Source organism: Pedobacter sp. Leaf194, assembly GCF_001423945.1.
Lineage (GTDB): Bacteria > Bacteroidota > Bacteroidia > Sphingobacteriales > Sphingobacteriaceae > Pedobacter.
Genome location: NZ_LMPU01000014.1, coordinates 129784 through 147459, shown reverse-complemented (window position 1 = coordinate 147459; position 17676 = coordinate 129784). Strand labels below are relative to the sequence as shown.

Annotated in this window: 17 protein-coding genes; 12 read left to right on the top strand and 5 right to left on the bottom strand. The window is 38.5% G+C overall.

Annotated features, from left to right (window positions below):
- Window positions 1-82 (top strand): IS3 family transposase (locus tag ASG14_RS20745; RefSeq protein ID WP_157275022.1); only part of this gene is annotated, 82 nt, incomplete at its 5' end.
- A gap of 100 nt (window positions 83-182) precedes the next feature.
- On the opposite strand, the gene ASG14_RS19450 is transcribed toward ASG14_RS20745, so the two are convergent.
- Together ASG14_RS19450 and ASG14_RS19445 are read right to left on the bottom strand one after the other, a co-directional pair.
- Window positions 183-2624, bottom strand: a complete 2442-nt coding sequence (locus tag ASG14_RS19450) for an outer membrane beta-barrel family protein (protein ID WP_162238755.1) — start codon at window positions 2622-2624, stop codon at window positions 183-185.
- 243 nt (window positions 2625-2867) lie between these two features.
- A complete protein-coding gene (locus tag ASG14_RS19445; RefSeq protein WP_056872741.1) occupies window positions 2868-4550 on the bottom strand; it encodes a Zn-dependent hydrolase in 1683 nt (560 codons plus the stop codon).
- 114 nt (window positions 4551-4664) lie between these two features.
- On the opposite strand from ASG14_RS19445, the gene ASG14_RS19440 reads away from it, so the two are divergent.
- Window positions 4665-5501, top strand: coding sequence for an N-acetylmuramoyl-L-alanine amidase (locus ASG14_RS19440; RefSeq protein ID WP_056872740.1), 837 nt, complete (start codon window positions 4665-4667; stop codon window positions 5499-5501).
- A gap of 144 nt (window positions 5502-5645) precedes the next feature.
- On the opposite strand, the gene ASG14_RS19435 is transcribed toward ASG14_RS19440, so the two are convergent.
- Window positions 5646-7301 (bottom strand): glutamine--tRNA ligase/YqeY domain fusion protein, encoded by a 1656-nt coding sequence (locus ASG14_RS19435; protein WP_056872739.1) that lies wholly within the window; start codon window positions 7299-7301, stop codon window positions 5646-5648.
- 116 nt (window positions 7302-7417) lie between these two features.
- Between ASG14_RS19435 and ASG14_RS19430 the strand changes: the two genes are divergently transcribed.
- The 7 genes from ASG14_RS19430 (at window position 7418) to ASG14_RS19400 (ending at window position 12441) form a co-directional block, all read left to right on the top strand.
- Window positions 7418-7837, top strand: coding sequence for a cobalamin B12-binding domain-containing protein (locus ASG14_RS19430; protein WP_056872738.1), 420 nt, complete (start codon window positions 7418-7420; stop codon window positions 7835-7837).
- Window positions 7838-7840: 3 nt separating this feature from the next.
- Entirely contained in the window at window positions 7841-8620 is a 780-nt protein-coding gene (locus ASG14_RS19425; RefSeq protein WP_056872737.1) for an enoyl-CoA hydratase/isomerase family protein, read from the top strand.
- Between the two features lie 99 nt (window positions 8621-8719).
- Window positions 8720-10135, top strand: coding sequence for a sigma-54 dependent transcriptional regulator (locus ASG14_RS19420; RefSeq protein ID WP_056872736.1), 1416 nt, complete (start codon window positions 8720-8722; stop codon window positions 10133-10135).
- Between the two features lie 60 nt (window positions 10136-10195).
- Entirely contained in the window at window positions 10196-11245 is a 1050-nt protein-coding gene (locus ASG14_RS19415) for an AI-2E family transporter (RefSeq protein WP_056872735.1), read from the top strand.
- 71 nt (window positions 11246-11316) lie between these two features.
- Window positions 11317-11583, top strand: a complete 267-nt coding sequence (locus tag ASG14_RS19410; protein ID WP_056872734.1) for a YtxH domain-containing protein — start codon at window positions 11317-11319, stop codon at window positions 11581-11583.
- 53 nt (window positions 11584-11636) lie between these two features.
- Entirely contained in the window at window positions 11637-12017 is a 381-nt protein-coding gene (locus ASG14_RS19405) for a phage holin family protein (protein ID WP_056872733.1), read from the top strand.
- Complete coding sequence (locus ASG14_RS19400; RefSeq protein WP_056872732.1) at window positions 12004-12441, top strand: hypothetical protein; 438 nt, start codon at window positions 12004-12006, stop codon at window positions 12439-12441. The genes ASG14_RS19405 and ASG14_RS19400 overlap by 14 nt, the downstream gene beginning before the upstream one ends.
- A gap of 120 nt (window positions 12442-12561) precedes the next feature.
- Here ASG14_RS19400 and aspS read toward each other — a convergent pair whose 3' ends face one another.
- Window positions 12562-14307, bottom strand: coding sequence for an aspartate--tRNA ligase (aspS, locus tag ASG14_RS19395; RefSeq protein ID WP_056872731.1), 1746 nt, complete (start codon window positions 14305-14307; stop codon window positions 12562-12564).
- Between the two features lie 113 nt (window positions 14308-14420).
- Window positions 14421-14825 carry a DUF4440 domain-containing protein gene (locus tag ASG14_RS19390; RefSeq protein WP_056872730.1) on the bottom strand — a complete coding sequence of 135 codons (405 nt, stop codon included), beginning with the start codon at window positions 14823-14825 and terminating at the stop codon, window positions 14421-14423.
- 401 nt (window positions 14826-15226) lie between these two features.
- Between ASG14_RS19390 and ASG14_RS19385 the strand changes: the two genes are divergently transcribed.
- The 3 genes from ASG14_RS19385 (at window position 15227) to ASG14_RS19375 (ending at window position 17627) form a co-directional block, all read left to right on the top strand.
- Window positions 15227-15736, top strand: coding sequence for an RNA polymerase sigma factor (locus tag ASG14_RS19385; protein ID WP_056872754.1), 510 nt, complete (start codon window positions 15227-15229; stop codon window positions 15734-15736).
- A complete protein-coding gene (locus ASG14_RS19380; protein ID WP_056872729.1) occupies window positions 15729-16259 on the top strand; it encodes a hypothetical protein in 531 nt (176 codons plus the stop codon). The genes ASG14_RS19385 and ASG14_RS19380 overlap by 8 nt, the downstream gene beginning before the upstream one ends.
- Before the next feature lie 81 nt (window positions 16260-16340).
- The gene (locus tag ASG14_RS19375) at window positions 16341-17627 is read left to right on the top strand and encodes a hypothetical protein (protein WP_235528626.1); all 1287 of its coding nucleotides are present in this window, start codon (window positions 16341-16343) and stop codon (window positions 17625-17627) included.
- The last annotated feature ends 49 nt before the right edge of the window (window positions 17628-17676 follow it).

Sequence of the window (17676 nt, the reverse complement as noted above, 5' to 3'; positions counted from 1 at the left end):
GAATTATAACAATGACAGAATCAAACTTAATCTAAAAGGAATGAGCCCGGTTAAATACCGAGCTCATCATATTATTAATTAAATTAAATTTGTCTAACTTTTCGGGTGCACTTCATTTAAATCACCGGCCTTTTTTTCTTTAGGCTTTTAAGCCGAGAAGCCAGTAAAGGCTTAACGGGTCTCTAATTCTTCATTCTACCTTGTTCCGATTCGGTTCCTGTTGAGCGTCTGCGTGCAGGTTTAATCTCATTCTTGCCAAACCGATAAGTGAAACTTATTCTGGCAATCTGACTTTCATTTTTTTGATGAACATCATATTTCAAACCCGGATAACCGCTAGACAAATCATTTTTATAAGTATTAAACACATCAGACAAAGCCAGTTTCAAACTTGCTTTTTTATTCATTAGCGATTTGCTTAGGCCGGCATCGATAGAGTAACGCGATTTTATGCGCAATGTTCCATAATCCAGTGGAGATTCGTAGCTGCCATTTAGTTCTGCAGTGAGGCCGCTAACGATGGTAAAGCTTTGCTGAGATTTAAACTGGAAAGATGTTTTACCTGTCTTCAACGCGGTTCCTGCTAAATCAGGGGCTTCAAAACTTAGGTAGAAAACATTTAAATTATTATTCATTTGCCACCATTTAGCCACCTGAACAGGAATATTCAGGTTTGCATTGTAGCTGATATTTTTGGCTAAATTCTCGTTCGTTTGGTATAACGCTTTCTGTGCCGCATCTGGCAACAATACTTCTGTAATTACGTCGGTTGTTCTGCTGTAACCCAACGAAAGCATATATTTTTGTTTAAAAGTATAGCTCAATTCAACGTTGTTTGTGTACTGAGGTTTTAAGAATGGATTTCCTTTGTTATAAGTATATTGATCCAGGTAGTAAATGAAAGGGTTCAAAGCATCGTAACTTGGGCGGTCAATCCGGCGACTGTAGGAAAAGCCAAGCTGGTTATTTTTAGAAAGCGTTTGTTGTACAAACAGCGTTGGAAAAAAGTCCCAATAGCTTCTTTCTACAATTGTATTTGTGGTAGCAAGATTTCCCTTAGAATTGGTTTGCTCAACCCGCAGGCCAAGTTGTATACTGGTATTTTTAAATTGTTTGTTAATGTTTGTGTAAGCCGCATTAACATTTTCATCATAAATAAACTGGTTGCTGCGACGAACATCATTTTGCCAGTTATTGTTTACCAATTCCTCCGCCTGTAAATCGTTATCAGTTTTAACCCAGCTGCTTTTTACGCCTGCTTCCAACTTAACGGTTTTGCTTAAACCAACATTATAATCGGCTTTGAAAGCTTTGATATCTATTTTAGATGGCGTATTATTTCGGGTATAAATAACCGGACGAATCCTGTTGCCGTTAGCGAAACGATAATCATTCTCATAATCTGAACCATCGTTTCCGTCATATTTCGAATAATCTACATCAACAGAAAGTTCGGAGCCAGCGGTATCTAAAACTGATTTGTAATTTAAATTGTAAGACAGGTTATTGTATTTATTGGTTTGGAGACTGTTTGAAACCAGCGAAGAATCGACTTTTTGAAACGAGGGGCCAATTAAAGTATTATTCATTGATGCTTCCGTGCCATGGTTAAAATACCCGTTCACCAACAAGCCGATTGTATTTTTCTTATCGATGAAATAATCTATACCCGCTTTAAAATTGTTGTTTTGTTGCTTCCGCCTGCTTTCGCCCGCCTGCATAAAATAAGTATCTGGTGTGCCATTAGAGATTCGATCTATAGTTATCAAATTCTGCCGCTCTGTGTTGCCGTAATTGTAGTTGCCAAAAAGGTTCAGTTTCTGAGTTCTGTGATTTAGGTTTAAGCCTGCATTTCCACGAAAATTTTTACCATATCCGGCGGTTGCGTTTAAACTCCCATTAGTACCACCACTTTTGCTTTTCTTTGTTTTAATATTGATGATACCAGAGTTGCCCGAGGCATCGTATTTTGATGATGGATTGGTAATTAATTCTATAGTTTCAATCTCAGAGCTCTGCATATTCCGAAGTAAATTTGCTACATCTGCACTGCTCATGTAGGTCTGCTTTCCATCAAGCTGAATCAAAACGCCTTGCTTTCCCTGCATCGAAATGTTATCATTCTGATCTACAGATACTCCGGGTGCTTTTTGCAAAACCTCCAGGGCATTAGAGCCAGTCATAACAGCACTACTCGAAACGTTCATAACAACTTTATCCATTTTCCTTTCGATTAGCGGTTTCGTTATGGCTACGGTAACTTCCTTTAAATTTTGAGTAGCTGAAACCAGCTGAGCGGTGCCAAAGTCTACTTTCTGATTTTCATTTAATATGGAAATTACTTTACTCTTAATTGTTTTGTAACCCATGTTGCTGGCTTTATAAAAATAGTCGCCTTTGGCAGAAACTGTAAAACCAAAACTTCCATTCTGGTCTGTCAATGCTGTTTTAATAACGCTCGAATCGGCTGCTTTTAACAAGACTACAGTCACAAAGTCTGCAGGTTTTTTATTTTCATCAAGGATGGTCCCGGTAACATTGGTTTTTGTTGTGGTTTGCGCAAAAATGCTCGCTGATGAGAATACGGCTGTAATTACTAGTGCAATTTTGTAAAATGTGTTCATTGGTTTAAGGCTTATTTGTTTAAAAATTTGGCAAAAGATTTCCATAACGCATTTAAATGCATTTTAATCAAATTGCTAACTATTTAAAGCTTAGTTTGGGAAACGAACGGCTTCCAACGTTTAGTTATTAATAAGACGACCGTTTTTTAAAAAGGTTACACAGTTTTTTAAACAAGTACTTTTTTGAACAAAAAAAAGCCACAGATGAGCTGTGGCTTAATGTTTTAGTCATAAATTTAAATTCTATTTCACACCAAGAACATCAACACCTTGTTCGAAAACAACATCAACAGGTATATTTTTTCTAGTCAATCTGTCTAAATCAGACTGTAATTCTGTAGGAATGATAGCCATGGTTTTTTGTGCTTTTTCAACAGCGGCTTTGTCTCCATTGCCTTGCAAAGTGATGATGAAAGCACTTAGATCATTCATCGCAGTTGCAAATTTGTCAAAATTAACTTTGTAAGTGCCTTTTGCTGTTCGTTCAAACGCACCTTTTTCTTTAAAATAATTAAAGCACTGCATGTTGGCTTTTCCGTGAGCTTCTGATACACCAAAACGGACAGACCGTAAAATACCGGCCATAAATGTTGTGTAATAATTCTTTATGTCGCCTGTTAATTCGCCCTTTTTTAGCAAGCCCGTAACCATATACAAGCCTAAAATATCGGCTTTACCTTCTTCCAGCCAACTATATTGTTCTTTTAATGCGGCACGTACAAACCCTTTTCCTGTTACCGTTTTTTTTATGCCTAATCCGTGCGCCACTTCATGGAACATCACATTGGCAAAAAATGCATCGAACTTTATAAATTTCTGTTGTTCTGCATCGATTAGTTCTTTTGATATTGGCATTAAGATTTTCTCAAACTTGGCCTGCATGGCGTTTTTAAGCTGAGAACGGCGTGTTCCCTTTTCCTGCTGAATTATTTCGTCGTTAGGCAGATTTACGGCAATGGTTTTCGAGCCCGCATTACAATCACCCGCATAGTACACAACGTCGTAGGCATTCAGTTCAGAATCTGTTCCTGGTGTTTCAGTTTTATATTTTGCGGCAACAGGTAAATTTTTCTGCAGTTCTGGAAGTAACTTTACGTACTTCGCAAGGCGTTTACTCCACTCTTTATCTTTTATTAAAACGTACGCTTCGTAACTCGTTCTCGCATTAAAAAGCTTGTCTTCATAATTTTCAATCGGGCCAATAATTAAATCCAGGCCATTGCTCTTCATGTCGAGCCAGGCGTAGTCGCTGGCTGTGAAATTGTCTGTAACTAAAGCATCGGCCCTTAGATTAAGGTATTTCTTCAATCCGGCATCTTCCGTAATTAAGGCAGCTTGTTTTAGTAATGACGAAGCTTTCTGTAGTTCAGCAGCAAAAAGAATGTGGTATGGAACTGTGGTAAGTTTGCCGGCAGAATCTTTCTGAATAACAGAATAGGCGCCAAACTTATCGGCCAAAGTAGATTTTTCAATTTCGGCTTTGCTTATCCCGTACGGGTAAAAAGATGCACCCTCTGGTTTTACGCCGATGCCTGCAACGAATGGTTTATCATTATTCAATCTATCCCAGGGGCCATAATTTATGTTTACGAAATCACGGGTTTTTTCATCTTTAATTGATGCAAGTAAGCTGTCTCGCTGAGGGTAAGCTTGCTTCCAGTAAAGGTCATCCATAATTTCGGCCGCCTGGATGAGCAGTGGTAAAACCTTTCTATCGTTTATGCTTAGCTGATTTAGGTTTGTAGATAATTTAACCCGTTCATAAATTGGTAACCGTTGGGCAACATAATTTATAAGGCTATCTTTTTGAACTACATTGGCAGATTTTCCATCTGTTGTTTTTGATGTATTTGTGCAAGCTGAAAATAGTGCTGCTGATAATGCTATTGCGGTTAGCAGGCCATTTGCTTTGGATGGTTTCTTCATTGTTGATGTAAATTGCCACTAAATTAGTAAAATTTGAAAGCTTTGTATAAAGTTTGATGCAAAGGATGAACTTTAGCATAACTTTGTACCTTCATTGCATTAAATAAAACAGTTATGTCAGCATTAAACCCAGTAAAAAACTACTTCCTACCAGTAATTGTTTTCACGCTTTTTGTTTCGTCTTGTAGTACAGCCAAATATGCGGCCACCGAGAAAGTTTATAAAGAAAAAGCTAAAGGTTTTTCAAATATAATTCTGGCGACTCCGCCTGAAGGTCAGCTTTACGATTCTGTAAATGCGGCAAACCAACAATGGATTGGTTCTGTAAATTTTGGTATCCGGAAACCAAATTTTGTAGTTATACACCATACTGCTCAGGATAGCTTAAACCAAACGATAAAAACATTTCATTCTACCAAAGCCGGAACCAGCGCACACTATGTTATTGGCCGCGATGGAAAGGTTGTTCATATGGTGAATGATTATCTGCGTGCAAACCACGCCGGCGTTAGTAAGTGGGGAAAAGACACCGATCTCAATTCATCCTCGATTGGCATAGAGCTGGATAATAACGGCGTTGGCGATGTGTGGCAAGATGCGCAGATTAACAGTTTGCTTAAATTACTGGCAACCCTTAAAAAAACTTATAACATTCCAACAGCAAATTTTATAGGGCATGCCGATATTGCGCCTGGACGAAAGAACGACCCCAAAAATTTCCCGTGGAAAAAGTTAGCCGATAAAGGTTTTGGTTTCTGGTATGATAACATTTTGAAGAACCCACCGGTAGATTTCGATACAGAAAAAGCGCTTAAATATATCGGTTACAATACCGCGAATTTGCCTGCCGCAATAGAAGCTTTTAAGATTCACTTTATTCAATCTGACATCAGTAAAACGTTAACGCCTGTTGATATTCTGGTGCTTTACAATATTTACACGAAGTATTAATTTTTTCAATCTAGAATTTGAAATGCTACGCGAATTATTTGATCAGGTTTTGACCTCACGGCGGTTTGCTCAAAAAAAATTGCCATAAAAAAACACGGATGAATTTCGAACTCATCCGTGTGTATCATTTAAAATGCTGAAATTTTAATTTGGTTTTCTAAAGGTATCTTTTAATGTAACCGTTCTGTTGAAAACCAGTTTATTTGTTGTCGAATCTTTATCAAGGCAGAAATAACCTTTGCGGATAAACTGATAACGTCCATCCAAATCAGCATCGGCCAAAGCAGGTTCAATGTAGGCATTTGGCAAAACGGTTAGGCTTTCTGGATTTAAGTAATCTTTAAAATCGCCTTCCTCGGCATCTGGGGTTTCTGATGTAAATAATCGGTCGTACAAGCGAATTTCTGCAGTTTTTGCATGTGCTGCACTCACCCAATGGATGGTACCTTTAACATTGATGCCACTGGTATCGTTACCGCTTTTTGATTCTGGAATATAGGCGCAGTGAATCTCTGTAACGTTTCCGCTTTCATCTTTCACAAAATCTTCGCACTTAACGATGTAGGCAAATTTTAAGCGCACCATTGCTCCAGGTGCCAAACGGAACCACTTCTTTGCCGGAACTTCCATAAAATCTTCACGCTCTATCCAAAGCTCATTGCTAAAAGGGATAATTCGTGTGCCGCCGCCGTCTTCTGCCTCGGGGTTATTTTCTCCTGTTAAATCTTCCGTACCTTTCTCGTAATTGGTAATGATTAATTTTATTGGATCTAAAACGGCCATCACACGATTTGCGGTTTTGTTTAAATCCTCACGGATACAGAATTCGAGCAGGCTTAATTCTATTAAATTTTCGCGTTTTGCAATACCGATACGCTCACAGAATTCGCGTATGCTTTTTGGAGTGAATCCTCTTCTGCGTAAGCCCGAAATTGTAGGCATGCGTGGGTCGTCCCAGCCGCTTACCAGGTTTTCGTTTACCAGTTGCAATAATTTCCGTTTACTCATTACTGTCGAAGTAAGGTTTAAACGTGCAAATTCGTATTGTTTAGATGGAAAAATCTCTAACTGCTCAATAAACCAATCGTAAAGTTCGCGATGCGAAACATACTCTAAGGTACAAATGGAGTGCGTAATGTGTTCAATACTATCGCTTTGCCCATGCGCAAAATCATACATTGGATAAATGCACCATTTATTTCCTGTACGGTGATGCGCTGCATGTTTTATGCGGTAAATAATGGGATCACGCATTAACATGTTCGGGCTCGCCATGTCTATTTTCGCTCTCAAGGTATAAGCCCCGTCGGCAAATTCGCCGTTTTTCATTCTGGTAAAAAGCTCCAGATTTTCTGATACACTTCGATTTCTGTATGGGCTGTCCTGACCAGGTTCTGTTGGCGTACCTTTTAAAGATGCAATTTCGTCTGCAGCGCTTTCATCAGCATAAGCCATGCCCTTTTCAATTAGTTTAACCGCAAAAGAATATAATTCATCAAAATAGTCTGATGCATACAACTCGTTTTTCCAGTTAAAACCCAACCATTTAATATCTTCCTGCTGACTATTCACGTACTCCGTTTTTTCTGTTACCGGGTTGGTATCATCAAAACGCAGATTTGTGTAGCCACCATATTTTTGTGTTAGTCCGAAGTTTAAGCAAATCGCTTTCGCGTGGCCAATGTGTAAGTAACCATTAGGTTCTGGCGGGAAACGCGTAACCAAGGTTTCATACTTGCCACTATTTAAGTCGTTCTCAACAATTTCTTCTATAAAGTTCAATGACTTCTCTTCACTCATAAAAACCTGTAAATTAGGAATGCAAATGTAAAAATATTAGTGCAATTCTGGTTGTTTTGCTTAATGATTAATTTGAATTGCAAAATCGATACATTTACACCAACTTAATATTCAATATGAGCAAAATATTAAACCGCCCAATTCGTGTTTTAGTGGCAAAAGTTGGGCTTGATGGCCACGATCGGGGCGCTAAAGTTATCGCTACATCACTTCGGGATGCTGGAATGGAAGTAATTTACACTGGTTTGCGCCAAACCCCTGAAATGGTCGTAAACACGGCACTGCAGGAAGATGTAGACGCTATTGGAATCTCCATCCTGTCTGGCGCACACATGACAGTTTTTCCAAAAATCATCCATTTTATGAAAGAAAAACAACTTGATGATGTTTTGCTAACAGGTGGAGGAATTATTCCCGAAGGAGATAGACAGAAACTTGCTGAATTGGGCGTTGGTGAGTTGTTTCCGCCAGGCACAACGATGGCTAGTATCGTAGAATACATTAAAAACTGGGTTACAGAAAACAGAAATTTTTAAGTTATGGCATATCAGAATCTATTATCAGAAGTTAAAGAAAACATTCTTTACGTTACCATAAATCGGGAAAAAGCATTAAATGCCTTAAATAAAGAAACGCTGAGCGAACTGGCTGATGTAATCGCTTATGCCGAACAAAGTGAAGATGTGAGTGGCGTTATTATTACCGGAGCAGGAGAAAAAGCCTTTGTTGCCGGCGCAGATATTAAAGAGTTCTCAAATTACAGTGGTAAACAAGGAGAAGAATTGGCAAGGCATGGCCACGAAACTGTTTTTAATGCCATTGAAAATTCTTCCAAACTTTTTATTGCTGCCGTTAACGGTTTCGCACTCGGCGGCGGACTCGAGTTAGCAATGTCCTGCCACATCAGGATTGCAGCAGAACATGCAAAATTGGGTTTGCCCGAAGTTACTTTGGGGTTAATTCCGGGCTACGGCGGCACGCAACGCCTAACACAATTGGTTGGAAAAGGAAAGGCGATAGAAATGATAACCACTGCCAATATGGTTACGGCCGCCGTTGCCGAACAAATTGGACTGGTAAATTACGTGGTGCCACAGGCAGAATTAATCGGCAAAGCCGAAGAAATACTGAATGCGGTTAAACAACGAGCGCCACTTGCTGTAGCTGCGGCCATTAAGGCGGTTATTGCCTCATTAAATGGAGATAATGGCTACGCAACGGAAATTGAGGAGTTTGGAAAATGCTTTGAAACGGCAGACTTTAAAGAAGGTGTATCAGCGTTTTCGGAAAAACGAAAGCCGCTGTTTTCTGGCAGATAACATTTTGTCTGATTAATTCGAGCGTATTTTGCCAAAGTGTAGAAAAAATTTCCCAATAAGGAATATTTTCTTTACTTATGTACTCCAATGTCCTAACACATTAAAAAGAAAATATTAATTGTAGACGATGAAGTAAATATTGGGCTTTTGCTATCAAAATTTTTGACTAGGAATGGCTTCGATGTCGCTAATACAATTACGGGTAGTTCCGCTATGGATATTCTTTCTAAAGATACCTTTGATTTGGTGCTGTGCGACTACCGGCTTGATGATACGGACGGGCGTGAGATACTCATTAAAATTAAAGAAAATTACCCAACAACCGGCGTAATTATAATCACTGGCTATTCGGACATTAAGTTAGCTGTGGAGTTTATCAAGCTGGGCGCATACGATTACATTACCAAGCCATTATATCCTGATGAGATTTTAAATACCATTAATAAAGCGCTCAAAACCCAGCGGGCACTCAATGAAAAAGTAGGGTCATCAAACAAAAACAATTCGCAATCAGAACCAGAGTACGCTAACCATACCGATTATATAGACGCGCAGAGTGAAGTATCGGCAACATTGCTGAAACAGATCCAGCTTATTGCACCAACATCTTACAGTATCATTTTAACAGGCAAGAGTGGTACAGGAAAGGAATATGTAGCGAAAACAATCCACCTGAATAGTTTAAGGAAAGATAAGCCCTTTATTGCAATGGATTGTGGTTCTCTAATCAGGGAGCTCGCCGGAAGTGAATTCTTTGGTCATGAAAAAGGCTCATTTACCGGGGCGCTGTATACTAACATTGGCCATTTTGAGCAGGCTAATGGCGGTACACTTTTCTTAGACGAAATTGGAAACCTATCTTACGAAATTCAGGCAACTTTGCTGAGAACGGTTCAGGAGCGTAAAGTTAAACGCATTGGCAGCACTAAAGAGATTGATTTGGATGTTAGAATTATCGTAGCAACAAACGAAAATCTGGTCGAAAATATAGCGAAAGGTACATTTCGTGAGGATTTGTACCATCGTTTCAACGAATTTTCGATACACATTCCATCCTTAAAGAAAAGAGGGAAAGATATTTTAGTGTTTGCAAACAAGTTCTTAGCTATTGCAAATGAAGAGCTGAGTAAAGATATCAAAGGCTTTTCTGAAGGGGTAAAAAACTGCTTTTTAAATTATAGCTGGCCCGGTAATGTTCGCGAGTTGAAGAATGTAGTTAGGCGTGTAGCCTTGTTGAGCAATGGTAATGAAATTCAGGTTGATGTTTTGCCACTGGAGCTTGCTAACTATGCCAAAGATTTCGACGGAGATAAGATATTGGATCAAGTTAAAGCTAAGTTTTCAGATAAGCCAAAAGATTTAAAAAACGCCGCACAGGAAGCCGAATACGACGCCATTTTGCGGGTATTAAAGGAGGTAAACTTCAACAAAACAAAGGCAGCTCAGATTTTAAATATTGATAGAAAGACGCTTTATAATAAGATCAAAGCAATTCAAATCCAGGGCTTGGAATAAATCATTTAAAATCAAACAAAATACTCCTTTTTGCTATTTAAAGAATACCAATAACTTATTATGTCGGTTTTCTCTTACAAGCAGCGCAACAACATTAATCTTGTTATTATAATTGCGCTTGGCTTATTGATCGCTTACTCACTTCAGGGAATCTTCAGTGCAATTTTAAGTACGCTTGTGCTCTACACAATAATGCGTCCGGGTTACATTTATCTGGCTGAAATTAAAGGATGGAACAAGAGGTTAACCGCTATACTTCTGATATTTATTTGTATCATCCTAATAGTGCTCCCCTTTTATGCACTTAGCAGCATGGTTATCAGCAAAATATCTGAACTCAGAAATAATGAGATTTTTTTTAAAAATTTACTGGTTAAGCTGCAGCACCTTGTTCCTGTAAAGATAAACGAAAGCCTCATTCAGGATGGAATGAATAGAATCGGAAACTGGGCAACGCAACTTTTCCCTTCGCTCATATCCAGTGCTGTAAATATTATACTCAGTTTGCTGGTGATGTTCTTTTTATTGTACTTTATGTTAATCGAAAGAAAAACATTCGAATTATCGTTGATAAAATATGCACCTTTCAGAGAACAGAATGCACTGCGTTTTGGCGATGAAATGCGGAATACAACTTACGCAAATGTTCTGGGGCAGGGATTGATTTGTCTGGTACAGGGCTCTTTAGTAAGCTTATCTTTTTATGTTCTCGGCTACAAAGATCCGGTTTTTTGGGGGGTGATAACAACTTTTATCTCCTTTGTGCCCGTTTTGGGGCCTCCGGTAGTATTCGTTCCGGCGGCAATATTGCAAATTGCAAATGGAAATAATTTTGCGGGTTGGGCAATGTTAATTTTCGGCTTTGTAGTTATTATCAATATCGATAATGTGCTGAGATTTATTATTGCAAAAAAAGTTGGCAACATTCACCCCATCATCACGGTAATTGGCGTAATTATTGGTATTCCTTTATTCGGAATTTTAGGGCTGGTTTTCGGCCCGTTGCTACTTTCCTATTTTATCCTGCTCATTAAAATTTACGAAACCAGTACACTCGCATCAGAAAGATTGGAAAGAATTAAAACAAATAACGAGCATAATGAGTTATAATTTATAGCTTAACGATAAAATAATATAGGACAGTTATATTGTAAATGTTAAACCCTTAAAATACATTAATTATGAATGATAACTCGAAAGTTGTAGTTGCCCTATTAGCGGGATTAGCTGCCGGAGCTGCTTTAGGAATTTTGTTTGCGCCTGAAAAAGGTGATGAAACCCGCGACAAGTTAAGTCAATCGCTTAAAGATCTTGGTGATTCTATCAGGGATAAAGCTGCTGATGAAATCAATAACTTATCAAGCTTAAAAGATAAGGTTGTTGATTCTATTAAAACGAAATTGAGAAGTGTAGAGGAAGAATATAGTGACGACGTAGAGCACGCATAACAAAATATAACTAACCGGATACTTTGGGTATCCGGTTAAATTTCATCTGAATTATGCAGGAAAATAAAGATAAAAGTTTAGAAGATCTGGTAGATGATGCCAAGGGCTTTTTAGAAGCCAGGGTAGAGTACACAAGGCTTTATCTCTTAGAAAAGGCATCGAAAATATTTGCTGATTTAGTAACCAGTACCGCGGTTATTGTTTGCTTTATACTGGCTTTTTTATTTGGCTCGGTAACACTCGCACTTTACCTTTCGGATGTGTTGAACAGTTACGCAGGAGGTTTTGGGTGTGTTTCTCTAATCTATATCCTATTGGCTGTAATCGTCTATTTAACCAAAGATAAATACATTGAAAAGGCAATTATAAACGTTGCCATAAGAAAGTATTTTGATAAACTTGCAGATAAGGAGGAAGAGGATGAGAAGTTATAGAACAGTAAGAAACCTTGATGATTTGCTGGCCAAAAAACTGGAACTGAAAGTAGAGTATACGCTAAAGCAAAATATGCTCAAGGCCGATGCGAAAAATTTTCTTCATCAGTTTACGCTTGGCTCGCTTATAAAAAGGTACGCAACGCCGAATAATCTTTTTAAGGTTGATGATAAACTAAATTTAAGCGGCACCGCAATGTCTTTGTTGCTACCGATGTTTATGAACAAAACCTTATTTAGAGGTGCTGGCTTTTTAACTAAAGCTGCGGTTGGTTTGGTTTCGGGAAAAGTTGGAAAATCACTCGACGCAGAGCATATCTCAGCAATCTTTAATTCTGTAAAAGGTTTTTTTACTAAGAAGACAGAGCAAAAAGCTAAGAAATTTGTTGATTATGGTATTCCGCCAGACAGTGAAACTTACTAGCTTAATTGCTTAGATAATAAACCATAAAAATATTAAAAGCCACTTAACGTAAAGATAAGTGGCTTTTTTGTGTATTGTCCGTACTTGTAATTTTCACTATTTCGTGATGCGAAACGAAATTTACAAATCGGTTTTAATTTTAAGTTCTTTCAATTGCTTGTCGTCAATTGTACTCGGACTATCAATCATCACATCTCTGCCTGAGTTATTTTTTGGGAAAGCAATTACATCCCGGATTGAATCTAAACCTGCAAAAATTGACGTTAAGCGATCGAAACCAAAAGCGATACCGCCATGCGGTGGTGCACCAAATTCGAAAGCATCCATTAAGAAACCAAATTGCTTTTGCGCTTCTTCTGCACTAAAACCCAAATGTTTAAACATCAATGCCTGTAATTCTCTATCATGGATACGGATTGAGCCTCCACCAATTTCAGTTCCGTTTATAACCATATCATATGCATTTGCACGAACGTTTTTCGGGTCGGTATCTAACAACGCGATATCTTCCGGTTTTGGCGATGTGAAAGGATGGTGCATTGCATGGTAACGTTCAGTTTCTTCATCCCACTCTAAAAGCGGAAAATCTAAAACCCAAAGTGCCGAAAATGTATTTTTATCGCGTAGGCCCAAACGGTTGCCCATCTCTAAGCGAAGCTCGTTCAGCTGCTTACGCACTTTATCTGTTGAACCGGCCAAGATTAAAATTAAATCGCCTTTTTCAGTGTTAAATGCCTCACTCCATTGTTTCAAGTCTTGTTCGCCAAAGAATTTATCTACAGATGATTTAATTGTTCCATCTTCATTGTGGCGGGCATAAATTAAGCCAGTGGCGCCAATTTGCGGTCGTTTTATAAAATCTGTAAGTTCATCTACTTGTTTACGGGTGTAGTTTGCGGCGCCTTTTGCGTTAATGCCTACAACCAGTTCGGCGTTATCAAACACAGGAAACCCTTTGCCTTTTACTAAATCGTTAAGCTCAACAAACTTCATGTCGAAACGTGTATCCGGTTTATCAGATCCATATAAACGCATGGCATCTGCATATTGCATACGCGGCACTTCCGGCAAGTCGTAATCACGTACTTCTTTAAAAAGCGTACGAATTAAACCTTCAAAAGTGTTTAGAATATCTTCTTGTTCGATAAAAGACATCTCGCAATCAATTTGCGTAAATTCAGGCTGACGATCGGCCCTTAAATCTTCATCTCTAAAACATTTAACAATCTGGAAATACCTGTCGAAGCCAGAAACCATAAGCAGTTGCTTAAAGGTTTGCGGCGATTGGGGCAAAGCATAAAACTCGCCGGGATTCATACGGCTTGGTACCACAAAATCTCTGGCGCCTTCCGGTGTAGATTTTATTAAAACCGGCGTTTCTACTTCGATAAAGTTTAAGGCATCGAGATAACGGCGAACAGACTGAGCCATTTTATGGCGCAAAACCAGGTTATTGCGAACCGGGTTACGGCGCAAATCCAGGTAGCGGTATTTCATCCTTAACTCATCACCACCATCGGTTTCATCATCAATTAGAAATGGTGGCAATTTTGCAGCGTTTAAAACCTCTAGTGCAGAAATTTTGATTTCCACATCACCGGTTGACATTTTTGGATTTTTATTGCTCCGTTCTACAACTGTACCGGTTGCTTTAATTACAAACTCCCGGCCTAAGGTACGGGCGGCTTCGCAAAGTGAACGATTATCATCCATGTTAAAAACCAACTGGGTAATACCATAACGATCGCGAATGTCTATAAAAGTCATGCCGCCTAAATCTCTTGATTTTTGTACCCAACCACACAGGGTTACACTGTCGCCCAAATTTTGAAGGCTTAATGCACCGCAAGTTACTGTTCTTAACATATTTGTAATTCTAAATTAAGCGGCAAAAATACCGATTTTGTTTTAAAGTTAGGCAGGGAAGATTTAACGATTTTTTTTAGTCAAAGCCCGGTACTAAAAATGGTTCGCAGACATTAATATTTCTCTTCTAAAACGACTTCGACAGCAACAACGCTCCATTCATTGCCGGTATTTCGCCAATGAAAAATTTCTTCTGTTTGGATGGTTTGTTTTTTGGAGAACAGCAATAATTTTGGCTTGATGTTAATTGATTTCCGGGCAACTTTTTCTGTGAAAACATCGCCTTCGAGGGATGATTTTATTCTGTACTGACTTGTTTCAATTCTTTTGGTTCTGCTAAAATATTTTCTTACCTCTTCTGCAAATGCGCTTTTATCGAGCTTGGTTTGGTCTGCCTGCGTGTAGGTAAGCGAATTATCAAAAATTGATAAATAAGTAGCCAAATCTTTGCTTTCTAAAGCAGAGTTTGCCTTGTTATGTAATGCATTTATATTAGAGATTATTAAATCGGTTTCCATGGTATGAAGTTAATTCTTTGTTTCAGGGATTTCAAATTTATGATGAATTGATACCTCCTTTTAATAACATTTTTTGATAATTGAAAGGTTTTGGTTTTGGCAATTAACCGTTGTTAAATAAACCCGATTGGCGGGAAAATACTTTTTTGCAGCGAATTTGCATCCTATAACAGGTTATTTGATAAAAAGTATTGTACCAAAAGCGGGACTAATGTAGCCAAGTAAGCAGTGTATTTGCTTTTCTAATTATTAAATCCGGCCTTTTGCGGGCATCTGGAACTTTCTTTGGTTTTTTTTATACCTTGATGCAACGTTTTAAAATCCCCTATGTCTTATAATCAGAATTCGAAATTTTGGAAGCCGTTTACGTAGATAAAAACCTGGAACTTGTAAAAGAGTGCATGCGTGGCAGCAGAGCAGCACAGTTTGACTTGTACAAACTGTATGCGAAAGCGATGTATAATGTAGCCCTGCGGATTTTGAATTACGAGGAAGAGGCGGAAGATGTTTTGCAGGAATCTTTTCTGGATGCTTTTACCAGAATTGTAGATTTTAGGCAGGAAACTACCTTCGGATTGTGGTTAAAACAAATTGTGATAAACAAATCGATTAACTACCTCCGCAAGCGGAAATTTGAATTTGTGAGTACTGATGAGATATCGGAAGTACCGGATGAGGTTACCGCCGATGAGTATGAGATGCAATTGCAGGCCGGTGAGATTAGGCAAGCCATTACACAGCTGCCAGATGGTTACAGGGTGGTATTAAGTTTGTATCTGCTGGAAGGCTATGACCATGAAGAGATAGCACATATTTTAAAAATTAGTGAAAATACGAGCCGCACACAATACATGCGGGCGAAGAAAAAGTTAAAAGGCATATTAGAATTGAAAGGGATGAGCGATGAATAATAGATTAGAAACCTTTGTTAAGGAAAATCGAAAAGATTTCGATGTTTTCGAGCCATCGGCAAGCCTTTGGGCAAAAATTGAAACTGGGCTGGACAGCAAGAAGAAAGAAAAAAAGTCGGTAAAGCTGTATTTATGGATGAGTGCAGCGGCGGCTATAGTAGTTGTTTTCGGTTTAGTTTGGCTTTACGCAGGAAAGGCGAGAAATCACGATTTAGAAATCGCAGATGTTAACGCTGCGGCAGCACAAAAAGAAATTCAGTTTGCAAGTTTGATTACTGAAAAAAGGGATAGCCTTGCAATTTTTGCCTCTGCAAATCCGGATTTATACAAAAAGTTTACTGATGATTTAAAGAAACTTGATGAAGATTATGAAAGGTTAAAAGCCGAGCTGCCTACCACGCCAAACCAGGTGTTTGTAGTAAAGGCAATGGTTAAAAACCGGGAAATACAGTTAAACTTATTAAAACAACAATTGCTGATTATTAATCAGGTTGACGATTACAAAAAAGTTAATCAGATATAGTAAACATGCGCTCACCACATTTATTTTGCTCTGAACCGGTCGGCAGGTTTTGAGCGGCTAAATGTTTAAAATTAACAACACATGAAAACAATAAAAATTATTTTAGCCATTGTGGCTTTCATCGCCGTAAAAGCAAATGCCCAACAAGTTGTGGCCGTTGCACCTGCAGAAACTTATGCAGTAAATACCGTAACAAATACTAAAATAAATGCTGTTATTGGCAGTTCGATTAACATTGAAACTGGCAGTGATGCAGAACGGACCAAAAATTTTAGCAAAACTTTTAGCGTAGATAATAGCGACAAGATAAGCCTTAACAACCAGTACGGTTCAATGAGCATTAAAACCTGGGATAGAAAAGAGGTTAAAATTGATGTGGAAATTAAAGCTTACAGCAATTCTGATAAAGATGTTCAGAAGCTGATTGATGAGGTGAGTATCGACGCCAATAAATCCGGAGATCTGGTTTCAGTTAAAACAAACATGGGCGATAGAGATGGTAATTATGGCCGGAAATTAAGAAACGGCGTAACCACCTGGAGACGGGAAATTAAAGTTAATTATGTTGTTTACATGCCTTCGGTAAATGCTTTAAGCGCTCAACAGGAATATGGTAGTATAGACCTCGGAGATTTCTCGGGACCAACATCGTTGAAAGTGCAATATGGTAATATAACTGCGGGTGATTTAACCAATAGCAACAATTACCTATCTGTAGAATATGGCAAAATGACGGTGCAAAACTTAAATGCGGCCGTGGTTAAGCATGAATACGGTGGTGGCGTTAACATTGGCTCAGTTGGTACCCTGCAATTAGATGCCGAATATGTTCCGGTAAATGTTAACACGATATCAAAATCAGCAAATATTAAAATTCAATACGGAGCTGGTTTAACTGTTGGCAGCATAGCTGGTAATTTGTTGCTTAACAGCGAATATGCGAAGGTTAACATTAATAGCATAAAAGGAAATACCGTTATTAAACAAAGTTACAGCAGTTTAACACTTGCCAGTGTTGGTAAACTTTCACTTAAAACCGAGTATACCAATGTTACCGTGGGCAGCCTAAATGGCGATGCGTTAATTGATATGGATTACAACCGCTTAAGTGTGAATGAGATTACGCCAGCTTGCAGAAACTTTACCTTTACGGGTGAGTATGCAAGCATAGGCCTTGGGTTTGGAAGCAATTACAACGCAAACTTCAACATTTCTACAACTTATGCGGGCTTTAAATATGGCTCAAACGTTTCATCTAAGCTGGTTAGTGATGATGATGAAAACAAAAAATATAGCGGCAAAATTGGCAGCGGCGGTTCCGCTAACGTTAACATCAAAACCGAATATGGTGCTGTAACTTTTAAATAAAATTTTCAGGTAATACACAATATCAGGTCCTGCCAGTTGTTTTGGCAGG